At 31.5% G+C, this 18,532-nt stretch carries 19 protein-coding genes; 5 read left to right on the forward strand and 14 right to left on the reverse strand.

Annotation, left to right across the window (positions count from 1 at the left end; all coding sequences use genetic code 11):
* Positions 1–55: 55 nt before the first annotated feature.
* From B0E34_RS16295 to B0E34_RS16310, 4 genes are all read left to right on the forward strand, one after another.
* On the forward strand, positions 56–628 hold the full coding sequence (locus B0E34_RS16295) for a hypothetical protein (RefSeq protein ID WP_087711162.1): 573 nt from the start codon (positions 56–58) through the stop codon (positions 626–628).
* A gap of 284 nt (positions 629–912) precedes the next feature.
* On the forward strand, positions 913–1,263 hold the full coding sequence (locus tag B0E34_RS16300) for a helix-turn-helix domain-containing protein (protein WP_306460662.1): 351 nt from the start codon (positions 913–915) through the stop codon (positions 1,261–1,263).
* Between the two features lie 31 nt (positions 1,264–1,294).
* Complete coding sequence (locus B0E34_RS16305) at positions 1,295–1,627, forward strand: transposase (RefSeq protein ID WP_087711166.1); 333 nt, start codon at positions 1,295–1,297, stop codon at positions 1,625–1,627.
* Positions 1,628–2,116: 489 nt separating this feature from the next.
* The gene (locus B0E34_RS16310) at positions 2,117–3,487 is read left to right on the forward strand and encodes a tetratricopeptide repeat protein (protein ID WP_165763004.1); all 1,371 of its coding nucleotides are present in this window, start codon (positions 2,117–2,119) and stop codon (positions 3,485–3,487) included.
* Positions 3,488–3,589: 102 nt separating this feature from the next.
* Here the strand turns inward: B0E34_RS16310 and B0E34_RS16315 are convergent, their stop codons facing one another.
* From B0E34_RS16315 to B0E34_RS16375, 13 genes are all read right to left on the reverse strand, one after another.
* The gene (locus B0E34_RS16315) at positions 3,590–4,195 is read right to left on the reverse strand and encodes a hypothetical protein (protein WP_087711170.1); all 606 of its coding nucleotides are present in this window, start codon (positions 4,193–4,195) and stop codon (positions 3,590–3,592) included.
* Between the two features lie 177 nt (positions 4,196–4,372).
* Complete coding sequence (locus B0E34_RS16320) at positions 4,373–4,990, reverse strand: DUF4142 domain-containing protein (protein WP_087711172.1); 618 nt, start codon at positions 4,988–4,990, stop codon at positions 4,373–4,375.
* Between the two features lie 152 nt (positions 4,991–5,142).
* Positions 5,143–5,544, reverse strand: a complete 402-nt coding sequence (locus tag B0E34_RS16325) for an RNA polymerase sigma factor (protein WP_087711174.1) — start codon at positions 5,542–5,544, stop codon at positions 5,143–5,145.
* Positions 5,545–5,921: 377 nt separating this feature from the next.
* Positions 5,922–6,362 carry a lysozyme gene (locus B0E34_RS16330; protein WP_087711175.1) on the reverse strand — a complete coding sequence of 147 codons (441 nt, stop codon included), beginning with the start codon at positions 6,360–6,362 and terminating at the stop codon, positions 5,922–5,924.
* A complete protein-coding gene (locus B0E34_RS16335; RefSeq protein ID WP_087711177.1) occupies positions 6,359–6,928 on the reverse strand; it encodes a hypothetical protein in 570 nt (189 codons plus the stop codon). The genes B0E34_RS16330 and B0E34_RS16335 overlap by 4 nt, the downstream gene beginning before the upstream one ends.
* A gap of 27 nt (positions 6,929–6,955) precedes the next feature.
* Positions 6,956–8,263: an ATP-binding protein gene (locus B0E34_RS16340; protein ID WP_165763005.1), complete on the reverse strand. Its 1,308-nt coding sequence runs from the start codon at positions 8,261–8,263 to the stop codon at positions 6,956–6,958.
* Between the two features lie 185 nt (positions 8,264–8,448).
* The gene (locus B0E34_RS16345; protein WP_087711181.1) at positions 8,449–9,045 is read right to left on the reverse strand and encodes a hypothetical protein; all 597 of its coding nucleotides are present in this window, start codon (positions 9,043–9,045) and stop codon (positions 8,449–8,451) included.
* Positions 9,045–9,914: a hypothetical protein gene (locus B0E34_RS16350; protein WP_087711183.1), complete on the reverse strand. Its 870-nt coding sequence runs from the start codon at positions 9,912–9,914 to the stop codon at positions 9,045–9,047. The genes B0E34_RS16345 and B0E34_RS16350 overlap by 1 nt, the downstream gene beginning before the upstream one ends.
* A 264-nt stretch (positions 9,915–10,178) precedes the next feature.
* Positions 10,179–12,008 (reverse strand): phage tail-like protein, encoded by a 1,830-nt coding sequence (locus B0E34_RS16355; RefSeq protein WP_087711185.1) that lies wholly within the window; start codon positions 12,006–12,008, stop codon positions 10,179–10,181.
* 368 nt (positions 12,009–12,376) lie between these two features.
* Complete coding sequence (locus B0E34_RS16360; RefSeq protein WP_087711187.1) at positions 12,377–13,426, reverse strand: leucine-rich repeat domain-containing protein; 1,050 nt, start codon at positions 13,424–13,426, stop codon at positions 12,377–12,379.
* A gap of 125 nt (positions 13,427–13,551) precedes the next feature.
* The gene (locus B0E34_RS16365) at positions 13,552–14,634 is read right to left on the reverse strand and encodes a leucine-rich repeat domain-containing protein (protein WP_123956666.1); all 1,083 of its coding nucleotides are present in this window, start codon (positions 14,632–14,634) and stop codon (positions 13,552–13,554) included.
* Positions 14,635–14,707: 73 nt separating this feature from the next.
* Complete coding sequence (locus tag B0E34_RS16370) at positions 14,708–15,760, reverse strand: leucine-rich repeat domain-containing protein (RefSeq protein WP_087711191.1); 1,053 nt, start codon at positions 15,758–15,760, stop codon at positions 14,708–14,710.
* A gap of 107 nt (positions 15,761–15,867) precedes the next feature.
* Positions 15,868–16,422 carry a hypothetical protein gene (locus tag B0E34_RS16375; protein ID WP_087711193.1) on the reverse strand — a complete coding sequence of 185 codons (555 nt, stop codon included), beginning with the start codon at positions 16,420–16,422 and terminating at the stop codon, positions 15,868–15,870.
* 298 nt (positions 16,423–16,720) lie between these two features.
* Between B0E34_RS16375 and B0E34_RS16380 the strand changes: the two genes are divergently transcribed.
* Positions 16,721–17,842: an IS4 family transposase gene (locus B0E34_RS16380; protein WP_087711194.1), complete on the forward strand. Its 1,122-nt coding sequence runs from the start codon at positions 16,721–16,723 to the stop codon at positions 17,840–17,842.
* A 153-nt stretch (positions 17,843–17,995) separates the two neighbouring features.
* On the opposite strand, the gene B0E34_RS16385 is transcribed toward B0E34_RS16380, so the two are convergent.
* Complete coding sequence (locus tag B0E34_RS16385; RefSeq protein WP_123956668.1) at positions 17,996–18,526, reverse strand: hypothetical protein; 531 nt, start codon at positions 18,524–18,526, stop codon at positions 17,996–17,998.
* Positions 18,527–18,532 lie beyond the last annotated feature (6 nt).

Raw genomic sequence — 18,532 nt, forward strand, 5'->3', positions numbered from 1 at the left:
TGATGATTTATCCGGTTGCTTTTATTATCGTTTTTATTAATTTAAATTTTAAACAATGAAAAAGACCGCAATTATATTATTCGTTTTCATATTTGGAAAAGTTTTTTCGCAGGTAAGAATAGGATCTGCAAATTCTGTAGGAAATGTCAGCAGCACTTCCGTTCTTTTAGAATTCGGGACAGATAACGACAAAGGTATTATTCTTCCTTATACAGAAACCTTACCTTCAGGAACCAATAATTCTAAAGGAGGAACCTTTATTTTTGATGTTACTTCAAATACAGAGTATAAAATAAAAGTTAAAAATGAAAATACAGGCTGGACAGATCTAAGCGTTCGTTCCGGCTACTCTACCGTAATAGAAAATACAGTAAAAACACCACAGGCATTACCTTTAAATGATTTCAACGGAGCAAGGGCAATTATCGGAAATTCAGGCACATCTACGGACGGTGTTCTGGTATTGGATTCCCCAAATAAAGCATTGGTTTTACCAATAGTCTCCAATTTTACCAATATTAAAAATCCGTCTCCGGGAATGATGGCATTTCTTAAACATCCAACAGATGCAACGAAACACCGACTGATTATTTTCAACGGACAGAAATGGACGTTTTGGAAGCCTTAAGAATAAATCCAGTATTTTTTATAATTAAACAAAAGTACGTTTTAGCTACTATTAAAGCGGAATTTTACAAATAAGAGAGCAAACATACATTTAAAAAATATTCATATAAAAATGTAGAATCCTGATAGATGGGTATTTTTTTCACTATATAAAAATATTGCTCTTATTTTGGTCATTAAATCAAAAATTAACACAACTTGAACTTTAAAAATATTCATATTGGCTCGCTCATCAATCAGAGGATTATTGAGACGAATATAGATCTTACAAGAATTTGCAATTTTATGGGTAAGACAGAAAATGAAATTGAAGAAATACTGACTTCAGAAAGCATAGATGCAATTACCATTTTGAAATGGTGCAAACTTCTGGAATACGATTTCTTCAGGATTTACAGCCAACATTTAATCCTGTACTCTCCACCTACCTCCGCATTGAATCTGATAAAAAAAACAACCCACAGATCCAGCCTTCCTTCTTTTCGTAAAAACATCTATACCAAAGAAATTATAGATTTTATTCTGGATCAGATCAATTCCGGAGAGCTTAGCAGAAGTCAGGTTATCGAAAAATACGGCATTCCTAAAACCACTTTATACAAATGGATTAATAAATATGAAAAGATTAATAAATAGATTCAATTCTTAAATAAAAAAGCCCATAATTATGAAGGAAATCCAGCCCAATTATAAACTTATATTTTCAGATATTCTGGAGAAAAAACATCCTGAAAAACGTAAAGAATGTGAAAAAATTCTCAGAAAAAAAACATTGTCAAGTTTTGATATCATCAACCTCAACACAATTATTTTCGGGAAAGAAGTTCAGAAAAAAGACGAAAATCAAAAGCACAAATCCTATAAGAGGTCTGATATAAAAAAAATTATAGAATACCAGAAAAAAAATAATCTGAATAATATTGAAACTTCCCTTCAATTTAAGATAAGCAGAAATACAATTTACAAATGGAAACTTTACGAAAAAAAGAATCTGATTTAAAAAAAGTTTCGTAAAACAAAAAAAATAAAAACTGATTTTCAAAACATTACAGTAAATAGATACAGAATAGATGCCTATTTTTTTTGAGCTATCACAAAAGATTATTTTTCTTTGCAAACAACAAAAAAGGAGGTAAATCACAAATGAATCCAATAATCACGTTGCAAAACTTTTTTCATTTCCGAAGAAAGTTTTGTTTTTTATAAGAAGTTTTTTTTAATTTTTTAAAGAAAATTATTTTCTGAGAAATGGATAAAAATTCTGTCTGAAAAAAAAAGAAAAATGTACTTTACGTTTTTCTGTATTCACGAAAATCAAATCTATTTAAAGGAATATCCGGAAAGGATAGGTTTAATAATCTGTCTTTTTTTAAATTATAACTGAATACTGTTAATTTTAAGTAATTTTATTTTGTGATGATTGTACTAATTTATGAATTCAAATAAAGCATTATTTTTTTTAGTAATTTTACTCTTTTCAAATTTTGTTTTGGGTCAAAAGTCCAAAAAGCAACTTGATTCCCTTTTCAGCCGTCTTTTGGTAATGCGTTCTGAAGGAAAACTGAACGAATCTTTGGTTGTATGCAGAGAATTAATTTCAGGATATGAACGGCTGAAAGACGAAGAGAAAGCTCTAAAAACCTACATTATTGCAGCCAATGTATCGAGTAACCTTTATAAAACAAAGGAAAGTCTTGCTTTTCTGGATATTGCTTCAAAAAAAAATGAAGCATTGAATAATGACGATGTTTTCACAAAAATAAACGCTGAATATGGAAGAAATTATAAAAATCTCGGATTTTATGCGCTGGCTCTGGAATACTATCAGAAAGCTATAGATGCCGCGAAAAAAAGCAACAGCAAGCCCAATCTGGAGTATTGTTACAGTCTGCGTTCCGTTGTTTATGAAGAGCAAAAAAATTACTCCAAAATGTATTCGGATCTTTTTAAAGCCCACGAAGCAAATCCTTCAGCATACACCGCTTCAAGACTCGCCAAATATTTTACATCATTCAAAAAAAATACAGATTCTACAAAATTCTATTTGGATCTGGGAGAAAAATTCGATCTTTCTAAAAAAATAACCTCGTTCGAAAGATCAATCTTAGACCGGAACTGGGGAAGATATTATTTAGAAAAGGGAGATTATAAAAATGCAGTTTCCTATTTTGAAAAATCTCTTGAAATTTCCAAAAAGCTGAACAAACCTCAAGATATAAAAGATACCCACAGACTTTTGGCGGATGCTTATAAACTGATGAATCAGCCAGATAAAGCTACTGAAAGTTTAGAAAAATATACCAAGATTAACGACAGTCTTTCTGTTGAAAAACAAAAAATACAGGATTTCCCCGTAAAAAAAATCATTCAGGAAAAAGAAATCAGCAATCAGAAAACGTATACCAAACTGTATTTTTTCATTGCTTTGACGATTGTATTATTTATAGCGATATATCTTTATACTTTAAAAAAACATAATGCCCGAAAAAAAGAAAATATTGCACTGATAAATACAAAAGAGGAAGAAAATATGCAGCTTCAGCAAAAGGTAAATGAATCTTTTGAGGATATCATCGAGCTTGCCAAAAGCAACAGTCCAGAATTTTTCACCCGTTTTCAGGAGGTTTATCCTGAAGTTGTGAATGAACTGCTGAAGATTGATCCCAAATTAAGGGTCTCAGAACTCACTTTATGCGCTTTCATCTATTTGGGTTTTAACACAAAAGACATTGCAGGCTATACGTTCCGAACTGTGAGTACTGTACGAAACCGAAAGCATAACCTGAGAACCAAACTGAATATTCCGGCGGAAGAAACTACGGAATTGTGGTTTAAAAATCTTGGAAAAAAACTTTACTGATTCTAAATTTATCTTCAAAACATATTAAACCAAAACTCCTCAAGCTTTTGAGGAGTTCAATAAAAAAGTAAAATGGGTGAAAAAACAAGTGTATCAATAATTTTAATCAAAATCAAGTAATCCGTCCGTGAGAATCTTCCACTGCATTTTCCCGAATCCGAAAATTCCGCCTAAAGCAATAAAAAAATTTCTTACTTTATCCCAAAAAGACGCATTGAAATTAGGACTTTCGTTCCTGCCGTAGATTGCGGCTTTTAAAATATTGCCTTCTCTGGAAATCAACATATTGGATGTTGCTGCAGGAGTATAAAAATGCGCAATATGACTTATCAGCTTATTGGGCTGTTTGGAAGGTCTGCACATCATCAGATACGATTCACTTCTGTCTGTATCCCTGTGAGAAATATTGATAATCTCCACCCAATCATATCCTTTAGCTTCTACCGTTCCGGGATCCGGAATGGAAATTCTTATAAAATCGCCTTTTCTGGGAATTCGGTCTGCAACGTTTCCGGAAGCATCAAAATGTTTAAAATCAGCAGAAGCTTTACCACAGTATTCTTTCCAGCGATTGATGGAGAAAAAACGCTCTTTAAGAACAGCAAATTTTGAATTGATTTCTAAAATCTTACACTGTTTGGTACTTTCTGTATCGTGGAATCCGCCTTTCTTCTGGATCGGAACTCCCGGAATCTGTTTCGGCTTCATACTTCTTTCTTTGTGATTATTTACAAATTTAAAAATCTGGATATTAAATCATTATGAGCAGGATCATAGTAAATTTAAATAATCGAAATTTTCCTTTTCAAACATTCAAATAAAAATATCCTCAAAATCATTTTACAGATTCTGAGGATCTTCTTAAAAGTTCTTTTTTGATCTTTCCTATTTAACAGCCATCATCGCTTTTTCGGATTCCATCAAATGATGTTCCAGCGTTGGAAGCGTTGCGCTTGCAAAAGATTTCAATGATGCTTCAGAACCCGCTGAAGCTTCTTTTTTAAATGCCGCAATATCTTCTTTATGATCGCTTACCATAAGATTTGCATACGCTTTATCAAAATCTTTTCCTTTTTTGGCTTTCAGATCGTCATACATTTTCTGTTGATCGGCATCCATAGCAGTCGGTAAAGTATAACCTACCGTCATTGCCCATTTTTTCAGTTCTTCATTAGCTTTGGTGTGATTACTCACCATCATTTCTCCCAAAGATTTTACGGTAGCACTTTCAGCATTGGTTGCAGCCAGTTTTCCCAGCATCACTTCCATCATTCCGCCTTTTGCAGCGGCATCGGCAAACATTTTGTCCTGATCGCTGAGAGAAGCAGAGGCGTTTACCGCAGGTTGCGCTGCAGTTGTAGCAGAATCGTTGTTCATCATTCCGGAATCTGCAGGAGCAGTCATTGCTGTGCTGTCTGTAGAAGTATCTACATTTGTCGTTTCATTTTTTTTACACGCTACCATTGCTGCGATGGCAAGAATACTTAAGATTGAATTTTTCATAATGATATTATATTTGTGGTTTGATTTTCGGGATATTTCTTTAATTGATTTCTAATCTGTAACAATTTGTCTGCCAAAAACTTAAAATAAATCCTGATATTAAAATAACGGATACCACAGTTTTTGATTAAGGCTAAATATTTTTCAGAAAATCATAAACTGCTGATCTCGGATTGGGAAGAAGAAGGAAAGGAATAAGGTGAAATATGATGCTTCAGCTCGAAACTGAATTCCGGAAACTGATGTAAAGTAAAATTATATTCAATATGTTTTTCGGTAAGGAGTTCTTTAATGGCAGCAATAAGATTCTGGATCATCCAGATGTGGAAGGAATATTTCTGATCCGAAAAAAAATCTATCTTTTTCAGGACATTCAGAAAAGTTCGCTGTACGATTTCTTCTGCCAGTTCTTTGGAGGAAACCGATTTCAGAGCAAGACCATACAATATACAGCCATAGCTTTTGTAGAGTTTCTCAAATCCCTGCTGCCGGTTTTTCCTTATCAAAATACACAAGGCGACATCTGAGCTGTTTTTGGTATTCAATTTTGTCATTTGGTGGTTGCGCTATTGTATTGAATAATACTCATTTTCACGTCATCCAACGTCATTAGAAACTTAAAATGATAGAACAGAACATCAACTCAACTGGCAAATCTCTACACTCTATAAATAAAATTTTATGATTTCTATCTGAACGATCAGATACAATCTATTATACAAATGCTATGCTAAAAATTCTAATTTTGAAAAATTATGAAATTAAAACTTGAAATTCTTTAAAAACGATGCGTACAACATAATGTAAATATGATGAATTATTGACTAAAATATAAGACTTTGGCTTTGGTTTCGATATTTTAGTATATAAAAAAAGATTGCCTGAAAGACAATCTTCTAATAATGAACATATGTTCAATCCTAACCTTTATTTACTTCCCAAAAAACAAATCCGCCTCAGCTTTTCTTCTTCTCACTAGACCTGCAAGAACTTTTCCGCCCGCTGTTGTATATTTTGTGACAAACCAGTTTCTGATGGATTCAGGATCTGCTTTTTTATTGATTAACGAAAATAATGTATCGGAACCTCCTGTGTTGTAGGTGTGCGAAACAAGCGCGTCGAACTGATTTTGTGTAAGGGGAATTTTAATTTTTCCGTACACAATTTTTTCATACGTCGGTAAAACTGATGCAAACAGTTCAGTTCCTTTTTCTTTTGTAATCGGCGGATCTTTCATGGTCACTTTTTTATCTCCGGGATAATAGGTATTTCCGTACCCGATTGTAGGAATTCCGGCAGAATCCAGATAAGGTTTTGCACTGAAACCTTCGAATGATAAAATGAGCTGTATTCCTTTTGGTGATGTTTTCATTTTTTAAAATATTTGTAGGTGAAAAATGCCAGTATTAAAATTCCTGCAATAATGGTAATTACGATCCATGCTCCCGCCTGAAATCCGGTCACCTTTATTTTTTTTGTTTGTGCAGAAATTGTAAGATCAGACTCTTTTTGAGTTTCTCTGGAAATAACTTTTCGATCATTATTCCGCATAAGATTTACTGACTGTTCTTTTTTTGTCTCAGAAATTTTGTTGTCCGATTTTGCATAATGGGTATTGATGATATATTCTGCATTCCCGACAATTGAAATACTTTGAAGAGTATCTTTCCCTACAATATTATGATAAACAAAAGGACTGGTTTGATCGGATCTGCCCTTGATTAATATTTCTCCGGACTGTTCGTCCTTTCGTTTTTTTGAAAGCGTTTCTGAAGAACTGTTCTCTACTGACCGCTGACTTTTTGTACTCAGGGAATCTATTTTTACCAGTTCTGATTCCTGCTTTTTTTCTTCATAATTAGTGATCAATTTATTTTTAGTTCTACAGCCAGACACGATGCTCATTAAGGCAATCAGCAGTAAATGTTTTGCATTCATGATGTTGGTATTTAAAGTTCAATTTTGTTAAGAGAATATTTTATCCTCTTTTAAATATTCTTTCCTGATACTTTCAAGCAGCATCTCTGAATTTGCTCTGTAACCGGATTCTTCCGACGAAATTACTTTCAGACAAACATCCTGAATGATGTTCATGATATTAGAACCCGTAAGTTCATATCTTCTGGAAACCTGCTCCAGATTAATATCTCCAAGATCTAATTGCTGCGGTAGATTATGCTGCCATATGCGCAGACGTTCTTCATATCCAGGATTATTGAATTTTATACAGCTATGGAAACGTCTCGTAAAGGCTTTATCCATATTATTTTTAAAATTGGAAGCCAGAATAATAAGTCCTGAAAAGGTTTCTATTCGCTGTAACAGATAAGAGACCTCCTGATTGGCATATTTATCATGCGCATCGCGAACGTTGGTTCTTTTCCCGAAAATAGCATCTGCCTCATCAAAAAACAGGATCCAGTTTTTGTTTTCCGCTTTATCAAATAATTTGGCGAGCTGTTTTTCTGTTTCACCAATATATTTGGAAACGAGCATGGAAACATCCACTCTGAAAACAGGTCTTTTCGTATATTTCCCTAAAAGACTTGCAGCAAGGGTTTTTCCTGTTCCCGGATCTCCGTAAAACAGTACTCTGAAACCCGGTTTAAGTTTTTTCTGCATTCCCCAGTCTTCCATAAGAATTCTGCTGCTGTTGTACCACGCTTCAATCCCCTGAAGCTCATCCAAAGTATCCTGAGGAAGGATTAGATCTTCCCATGTTCTGCTTGTATGAAGCTGCTCTGCCGGGAAATCATTACTCATTTTAGGAAGCAGTTCTGTTCCGAACATTAAAGCCTCAAAAGCATCCTGATGAATGTTTAGCTGGCTGTTTATGGACGTGCTTTCCTGTCCTGAAAAAACAATAAGTTCCTCTCTTACAAGTGTTGAATTCTGGCTAAAATTATCTAATGCCTTCAGTCTCTGCTGAATATTTTCTCCGCCTAAAATATACTGTACTGACTGAATCGTGGGATTAAAAAGTCTGCCATTTTCATTAACCGAACAAAAATCGAATAATGAACCGGCAGGAAATTCCAGATAAATCTTTTTCAGCAAGGAAGGTTCCAGTCTTGGCAGCAAAGCCATTAAAAGGATAATAATTTCCTCATGTGTAAGCTTTTTTTCCAGAATATAATTTCCCAAATGAAAGTTTTTGTAATCGTATGGATTAAATTCGGGAGCAGTAGTGAAATCATCTTCCGGATGATTAAGACGCCAAGTAATAACGCTTTCTAAATGGATGAATAAATGTTGTAGTTGTGTTGGTTGCATTTTTGTCATTTTAAACCTCAAAATTCACCTTTTTCAGGGAGAAATCCTTGCTTTTTGGATGACAGTTTCTGTAGTTGCAGCAGAGTTGCAATTCGTATTTTTAAAATTGTTTGAGTTGATCTTAAAAGACTTAGATTATAAAAATCTAAGCCTAAAATTCTACAATTGATATAATGGTTTTTACGTTATGAAATTGGATCCAATAATGACTCTTTAATGGTAGTTCCGGTAGGTAAAATATGATTAAGAATCCCTGCGATTTCCTCATTGTTTTCATTAAGAACCGCGTCTTTTAATTCCTCTGTTCCGTTTTCGATGAAGCTGTTTAAAAGATTTTTTGTAATTCCGGATTGCTGATAATTTGAGTAATAGCTGAAAAGGGAATCAATATGTTGTTTTACGCCTAATCTTACGCCGGATTCTTTAAGATAGTCAATAATTCGCTTGCGTCTTTTAATAACCAATTCTGCACTTTCTGAAACAGAAAGAGGTACATACACACGTTTAATAAGCACAGGATTTTCATAGATATCGAACCATTTAATGAGGATATTTAATCCTTTTAAAAATCCGTTTTCATCCAGTTCATCTGAAAAGATTTTCTGAATTGCCAGACTCGTCTGTTCCTTGTCTAAATAGTAACCGGCAACGGCTTTTCTTCCTTTTTCATAACTAGGTTCCCCTTTAACGATTCCATTCAGAATGGTGATATCTTTTGCCATTAGTTCAAAAGGCGTAAGATCTTTAAGATGCTGGTTTTGTTCAAATATTTTTAATTTCATTAGTCTTGATTTTGATAATTACATTCAATTCTTATATTTCTGATTCCCATTGCCACATCACCACCCCAACCATTTTCATTATTTTCTCCTGCATACAAGTATCCCGTCATTATAAGCTGATTATTGTCTACATTGTAAACTTTACATTCAATATGTTGATTAATTTCTTTGAGATCAGCTTTATAGAAAAAATAAAGATTATCCCATAAATTATAGTGATTAGTAACACTGTCTCCATTTGAAAACAAACTTCCCCAATAAGTTGCATGAGCTCTATACATAATATTTACATTAGTATTATTAATAAATTTGATATTGGTATTAATGATGTTTATTTTCTGACCAAAATCTATTTTGGAGAACGTCAAAATAATTTTGTCATTAAAAGTTCCTAAATCAAATCCTTCAGGTAATACCTGCAAATTATTTCCTATAATTCTTTCCACAGTGAAGCTAGAATTAGAGTTAGTATTAATCTGGTAGTTGAAATAATAGTATTCTGTTTCGGCAAGTTCATCCAACTGAAACTTTTTTATTTTAACTGAGTAAGGAGCAGTACCAAAAAAGTACTTTCTTTGTTCCTGATAATTATTCGTTTTACTAACATCAATTAGTTGCTCTCCTTCATCTTGAGAATTAACTGTTAGCAAAATTTTTTCTTTTCCGAAATTGTATCCATGATATGCTAAATATGCGTTATCAATTGATGCCAAACTATTAGCTAAAATTACCGCTTCTTTATTTGTCGGGGTATCTTCTCTATGTTTAAATGCATCAATTAATTCTGCAAACTGACTTTGAGTAGGATATTTATTTTTTTCAAAGTAGATTTTTAGCTGCTCTCTGGTAGCTAATTTATTCTTTTCCATAATTTTATATTTTTTGTCTGGATTTCTAATATGATGTTTTTTAGTTTTGTGAAAGTATTTTACTTTACGTATTTTGTAGCTGCTGTGATTTATAATTAGCAGAAACCAAATTTTAAATAAATATGTTTTGAATTATTAAAATCGTTAAAAATAAAATGATTAAAATCGCTAAATTTAAAACTGGCTATCAGTACAATATGTTAATTTCAATCAATTATTTAAAGATTATTTTCTGCGAAAAACATTCATTTTATCATTCTATAATTAAGGCTCTATGTAATATCTAATGTTAGAAAAAGTGGGTAGAAGATCAACATTCCACATATGCCCCTGACAAATAACAAACCTGTAATCGCCAAGAAATGTTAAAGCATCGGTATTTGCTGTATAAATCGTACCATCACTGTAAGAAACTGTTATGCTTAGAACATCGCCAACTTTAACATAAATTATTGTTGCTTTAGTTGAAATTTGCTTATTTGCATACATCCCATATCCTTGAAATCCAAAAGCATCATCATCTCCTTTTAGAACTCCTATTTCTGGTTGTTGAATACCATTAGAATTTGACGTTCTGGCAAAACCGATTTGTCCTCCTTTCCAATAATTGACATGTGGACTCATACTTGAAGATACAACCACAACCCAATTTTTGTCACTAGGCATAACTATATTTGAGTTGACAGATAATTGAGTGGCAACAGTATCAGCTGCCACACTATTAAAAAATATTGTACCGTTAATTACGGAAACTCTATTCAGTTCATCTACTTTTTGAATTACAAAATCATTATCTTTTAATTGAATATATTGGTTATTTCTTATTGTTGCCATAAAGTTCTTTAAATCTATTAGGTTTTTTGGTAGTGGTGTAATTGGATCTGGATAAACATGATTAACTGTATAATTAACATTCGTTGTTTGAGAGTTAACAGTTAAATTATCAGGTATCGTTATAGCCACCTCTAAAGAATCTCCAATAGCTATTTGTTTAGTAGTTGGGTCTATTCTTAATACTTTGCCATATTGTGTTAAATTTCCAGTCTGATCAGTTAACCCTTTCAAAAAATAAGCATTTCCTAAAGTATTCCATGTAAAATCTGCATTCTGAGTGAAAGTTCTTGCCTGAGTATTGGTAAGATCTGCGGTAGCAATATTACTTCCCAAAGTTCCCCATGAACTTCCGTTCCAGAGATAATATCCGGCTGTGCCATCAGTCTGATAAACAATAGCTCCCGCCTGAATAGTTCCTAAAGAAATAGCAAGCCTTTGAGCCTGAGTCATTCTTGGAGCGATAAGCGCTGCTTTAGAAGAAGAATCAACAGACCAGATGATATTGTTGTAATTGTTACTCCCGATTCCTGAACTGGTTCCGTTATCCTGTAATAGGCTGTTAATAAATGTTGAGCCGTTCCATCTTCCGAGATAATTCGCTCCCATGGAAGGTTTATCGAATTTATTATTAAATGTATTCCAGTCTGTATTACTCAGATAACCTGAAGTATTCGTATTAGACTGAGATATGCTTAATGTTCTGTCAGACGATAAATTGCCTCCTCCCTGTAACGGAGAAACAGTATTGATAGCTACTGTTTTTTCTGCTTTAGCATCTAATGCGGTTTGCAATCCTCCAATGTTAGAAACTGCAAACATCACATTAGACAATACGTTTCCTTTGCTATCTTTTAACTGTAAAATATTTGAATTTAAAGCCAGTTGCGTACCTACATTATTCACAAAATCCGAAACTGGAATGCTGTCTAAAAGCTCATTGTCTGCATTATAAAGTTCTAATGAGGCTGTAGCCGTATTATATCTTAAATCTGTCCCTTCATTATCCAGAGACTGCAAAGAAATTTCCGACAATACATTTCCCTGAGCATCTGTTAATGACAATTTTTTGCTGGCAGGTGACCACAGAAGATCAAAGTCTAACGACAGATTTTCTAACCCTTCGATTTTTTCTTTAGGAATACTTTCCTTTTTATGCCAGTAAGAATCTAAAAATTCTGAGAACTGGGCTTCGGTAGGTTTCTTTCCGGTCTCAAAATAGAATTTTAGAATTTCTTTTGTAGTTGATTCATTTTTTTCCATACTTAATTTTTTAACTTTTTTAAGTTTTTAGCACAGCTGATTTGGATCCAATAGTATCTGTACTTGAGGGTTCAAAATTCCTTATTTTTTTCTTCTTATTAAAGTTTTTAGCCTCCTGCATTCTGTAGTTGCAGTAAGTCGTAAATTTTGTATAGCTTAAGAAGCTTTTATTTGACTGTGGGAAATTTTACTGTTTTTTCAAAAGAAAAAATAAGACGCTCATATTAATAGATGAAAAAGTATCCGAAAGGAAAACGAACATGAAAACTTTTATCGAGCTATCAAAAATTAAAAAGAAGAAAAATTAGAAATGAAAAACTCGGGTGTAAAAAAAGAAACTGCCTCATTTTTGAGACAGTTTCTTTTTATTATAGAAACAAATCATTTGACATAGGAAATACTCTCGGTACAAAATGATCCGCCTCAAATTTAATGGTAACATTCTTTGGAACATCTTTAATCTCTTTGATATAATTCCCTGTAAAACATAAGGAAATGAAACATTCGGAAACTAAATTAGATAAAAAAGACGTATCAAACTCTTTAATTTTATTGATCTCGAAAGTTAAAAACTCCAGATTAATAAGATGATCTAAATTCTCCACTTTGCTGATATTATTTTCACTTAAATTTAATCTTTTTAAATTTTTCAAATTATCCAATCCTTTGATTTTTGAAATCTCATTACGGCTTAAGTCTAATACTTCTAAATTTTTCAAGCTTTCCAAACCTTCAATTTCTTCTACATGAGTACTCGAAATAAGAAGTTGTTTGAGATTGCGTAAGGTATCCAAACCCTCAATTTTTTCTACTAAGGTTCCATTTACTCTCAATTCTTCCAAATAGGGAAAGCGCTCCAAATCGGTTATTTTTTCAATTTTAGTTTCTCCAATATTTAAAGAACGGATATTTTCATTAACATTTATTTTTTTTATATGATCAATTTTAGTCAGAGTGACATCTAACCGCCGTAGGAACTTTAAATGTTCCAAACCATTTACTTCGAGATACGGATTGCAACTGATATATAATATTTCTAAATTAATTAAATCGCCCAACAAAGAAGTATCTTTAAGTCCAGTTGCTCCCAAATCCAGATTTCTCAGACTTTTTAAATCTCCTAAATACCTAAAGGATTTTTCCGGTAATTTATTGCCGGTTAAATCTAATGTTTCTAACCGTGAAAAAGCATTTAATGGACGTAACATTTCCACATTACAATATGGAATGGCTAATTTAACAAGACTGTCTGCTATTGGTAATAATACATCAATATCCTTTAAATCAACCTTATTTAAATATAATGTTTTAATATTCCCATCTTCATCTACATCATAATAATTTTCCCAGATGTGTTCTTTGGAACGATTAATTTGAATATCAAACTCTTTTTTTAGTTTTTTTATAAAATCTGTCATGGTTATTTTGAAATTTCTCTGCTTAAAAGTTTAAAGATAAAATAAAAAAGGAAAATTTCTAATTGAAATTTTCCTTTTAAAAGTTTCCCAGTTATTGATCTTTCAAAAACTATTATAAACTAAGTTTATCTAAAAACATCAATCGGACCACGATACAATGACGTAGGCCAACGATGTTTGTCGTCATAATTAATCTTCACATTTTCAGGTGCTGCAGCTTGAATTTTTTCAATGTCTTTCTCACCACGTATGTATATATAACAGTCTGAAACTAAATTATTGAAAAACATTGTATCAAAATAAGTAATTGGCTTATTGGCTTCCAGTAATAAAAGTTCAAGATTTATCAGACTATCCAAATTCTCTACTTTGGTTATATGATTGTCATTAAGGTTCAACCATTTTAAATTGGTTAAATGATCCAATCCTTCTATTTTAGAAATTTCGTTTAAATTTAAGTCCAAAACCTCCAATTTAGATAAATTTTCCAAGCCTTCTATACGCTTTATACCCCGTGTAGAAATAAAAAGTTTTTTAAGATCTTTGGAATTTTCTAATCCTTCTATTTTTTTTACATGAGTACAATCTATATTTAAGCTTTCCAAATTAGGAAACCGATCCAGATGCGTTATTTTTTTTATTTTAGTTCCCTCTAATTTTAATGAACGAATATTTTCGTTTGCGCAGATGTTACCTATATTGTTAATTCTACAATAAGATGTATCTAAATAGTATAAAGATTTTAAACCTTCCAGGCCTCTTACTTCATAGAGACGATCACTACCACCAATGAATAACATCTCCAGATTCGTTAGATATCCAAGATATGACGTATCTTTAAGATTGACACCTCTTAAATCCAGCTTTCTTAGATTTTTCAAATGTTTTAAATACCCCATTGTAGAACTATGCAAATTATTCAGACGTAAGCTTAGTACTTCTAAGCGGGTAAACGATTTTAACCCTCTTAAGGTTTTAATTTTACAATCGATAACAGCCAGATTAATCAAACTTTCTGCTATAGGTAATAATACATCAAGTTTATTTAAATCAACATAACGTAAAAATAATGTTATAATCTTTCCATCTTTATCCACATCATAATAATTTTCCCAAATGGGGTCTTTGGAATAGATAATTTGAGTGTTAAATTCTTTTTCTAATTTTTTTATAAAATCTGTCATGGTTTTATCTTCTTTTCCAAACAACCTTCTTCATTGTTGATATTTTATTAAATTTCCAATATTAACTTAAAAGCCCGTAAAAACAAGGCTCTTATTATTATCGAAATAAATCCTTTGATGTATATAATGTTCTCGGTACAAAATGATCAGCTTCAAACTTAATTGTTACATTTTTTGGAACATCTTTAATCTCTTTGATATAATCTCCTGTAAAGCATAGAGAAATAAAACATTCAGAAATTAATTTATATAAAAAAGAAGCATCAAACTCTTTAATTTTATTAACTTCCAAAGTTAAAAACTCCAGATTAATAAGACGATCTAAATTTTCAACTTTGGTGATCTTATTTTCATTTAAATTTAATTTTCTTAAGTTTTTCAGACTATCCAATCCTTTGACTTTTGAAATTTCATTATAACTTAAGTCTAATATTTCTAAATTTGTCAAACTTTCTAAGCCTTCAATTTCTTCAACCTGAGTAGCCGAGATAAAAAGTTGTTTGAGATTCTGTAAGGTATCCAAACCCTCAATTTTTTCTACTAAGGTTCCATTTACTCTTAACTCCTCTAAATGAGGAAAACGCTCCAAATCAGTGATTCTTTTAATATCAGTTTCTCCAATATTTAAAGAGCGTATATTTTCATTAACCTTTATCTTTTTTATATGATCAATTCCACTCCAACTAACATTTAAGTGCTGTAACGATTTTAATTGCTCCAAACCATTTATCTCACGATAAGCGTTGCCACCACTAATAGATAATATTTCCAAACCAATTAAATCACCCAAAATAGAAGTATCTTTAAGATTAGTCCCCCCCAGATCTAGATATCTAAGATATTTAAGATATTTTAAATGTCTTAAAGTAGATCCATGCAAACTGTTAAGACACAAATTTAAGACTTCCAAACGTGTAAAATATTTTAATGATTCTAAAGTTCGGATATTGCACTTTACAAGAGCCAGATTTACTAAACTATTTGCAATTGGTAATAATACATCGAGATCTTTCAAGTTAACCTTGTTTAAATATAATGTTTTAATATTACCGTCTTCATCCACATCATAATAATTGTCCCAGATGTGTTCTTTGGAACGAATAATTTGAATATCAAACTCTTTTTCTAGTTTTTTTATAAAATCTGTCATGGTTATTTTGAAATTTCTCAGTTTGAGAGGTTAAAGATAAACTCTTTAATAAAAAAACTAAACTTTTAATTAAAGTTTAGTTTTAAAAGCTTTTTCTCAGAAATTATTTAAAGAAACTTATACTCGTATTTAGTATGAATATTTCCAGACATAATCTCTTCTATTATATCAAATTCATCATAGTCATCAGTATAATAGTCTGTTTTTTGTGTGGCTGCTATTACTTTAGTTCTCCTGTTTATTTCTGCAAATACTCTTTTAAGTTCTTTTTCGTGTGCTATTTCAAAAACATTTTCTCTAACATAAAAAATTACAGCTTCTATATTTTTGTTATCAAACGATCGAAAATGTACCGATATATTATAACCAAGTTCTTGTCCGTATTCATTATAACCCCAAAACATATTGTATTCATAATTACCTCCGGTAGGGTTTTTCTTAAATTCCTCTAAAGTTTTTAAGGCATCTTCCATAGTTTCTGCCTCTACTGTTTTTGAATCATCAAGGTTACTATCTGGGTTAGTATCTTCAAAATAAAAACGGCTATAACCATAAGCAATAGTGAAATTATTTTCCAGCATAATTTCATCTACTATATTTACAATATCTTTTGTAGGTGTCTTTTCTATTACAATAACAGTGTCGGTTGTAAAATTTCCCATAATTATTAAATTAGTTTATTAAAATTTTCAGTCGATGCAACCAATGGCGCGTTTTTAAATTTTGTATAATCTTCGCCTGTTCTATCTGCTATTCCTCAGTTACCTGATTTATTTCAATTAACTTTTTATCCATCTCATAATTATTTTTTCAGATCTGCTCATTTGAAGAAACAATTTGGGTATCAACTTATTCTTCTAAATTCTTTTTTAGTACATGACAAAAGTTTCAAAATATTGAAAATCAACAAGATAAAGTATTAATATTTGTTTAAATGACTGATATTTAGTAAATTAGAAGATGTTTCTCAGGCATTCAACTAAGTATACCAATACCAGTCAAGATTATAAAATTATAGAATTAGATTCAGTTTTAGAGCATAATTTTGAAACAAAAATCAATAAAGCCCGATTGAAATTTATTTCACTTTTGATTTTAGCTTTATGTAAAGTAAAAACAGTTAATTATCTGTCTTTGGCTAATGCTTTTGACAGTAATGCCACAGCGGGAAGTTCCTTCCGGAGAATACAAAGGTTTATGGCAGATTTTGATTTGCCCATGAAGTTGATTTCCGGTTTTATATTTAATATTTTGCCTGAAAAGGAAAATCTGGTTTTGGTGTTGGATCGTACTAACTGGAAGTTTGGAAGTTCCAATATCAATATCCTGATGCTTGGAATCTGCTATAAAAATATTGCTATTCCAATCATGTTCAGAACATTAGATAAAAGAGGTAATTCTGATACCACAGAAAGAATAGAATTAATAAGACAGTTCATCACCTGGTTTGGCAGGGATTGTATTAATTGCTTACTGGCGGACAGAGAATTTGTAGGGCATCACTGGCTGGAGTTTTTAAACAAAAACAACATAAGGTATTATATTCGGCTAAGGAAAAACTTCAAGGTATTTTGCTTTGATAGAAATCAGGAAAAACCTGTGTTTTGGCTGTTTAACAAATTAAAGAAAGGCGAGTTTTATCATCATCCGAAAATAGTGAAAATCAACGATGCTCTATGCTATGTATCTGGGGTGAAGGGTTTTGACAAAGAGGGCAAATTAGATACTTTAATTCTGGTTTCCTTTAATAAACCAGAAGAATCTTGGGAGTATTATAAAAAAAGATGGCAGATAGAAACTCTTTTTAAAGCTTTTAAAAGCAGCGGATTTAATATTGAAAGCACACATGTGACTGACCAGAAGAGATTAGAAAAATTATTTATGATCGTAATGATAGCCTTAGTTTGGTGTTACAAGATTGGTGATTTTGTAGATCAGAATATTAAAGCCATAAAAATAAAAAAACACCAAAGAAAAGCCTTAAGTGTTTTTAAATATGGGCTAAATCATCTCAACAACATACTTATGAATAGGTTAAACAAAATGAATATCAGTGTATTACAATTTTTGTCATGTACTTAGAAATTCTTTATAAAATCTGTCATGGTTATTTTGAAATTTTTCAGTTTGAGAGCTTAAAAACAGTCCTTTAATAGAAAAGGAACCTTCTATTGGAAGTTTCCTTTTTTTGTAAGGTTTTATTTAATCAATAACATATTTATATTTTCCATCAATTTAATCTCTTAAATCAATATCAAATTTTTTATTTTTTATATATTTCAGATTATATTCTAAATCTAAGTCCGTCCTAAAATCATCTTCACTATCTCCTATACTTCCCACCACTAATTTATAATCAGTACAATTAGCTAATTTTATAATAATGTCATTTTTTATTTCATTCTTATTGATATAGTTTTGGTGGCTTGCATTATAAAAGACTTCTATACCTTCAATAAATTCATCATCCCAAGAAACATAATTTATACTTAATGTAAATTCAATGTCATCATGTCTGTAAGATAATAAACCAAACCCTCCCCAAGAACATACTAAATCAATTATATCTTCATCAGTCATTGATCTATCTAATTCAATAGGTTCATGCTCTTCTTCGTTTCTTTTGTCATTAAAAATAACTCGCTGATAATAATTTTTTTCAATTAAAATATTTATTTCTTTAAGCTTCTTATGAAAATCAGAAAGAAATGTTTTTGGATCTTGTTTTTCTTTAAACAATATTAAAGTTGAATTGTAACTTCCCATAATTTA

It is taken from the genome of Chryseobacterium mucoviscidosis, assembly GCF_002177115.1.
GTDB classification, from domain to species: domain Bacteria; phylum Bacteroidota; class Bacteroidia; order Flavobacteriales; family Weeksellaceae; genus Chryseobacterium; species Chryseobacterium mucoviscidosis.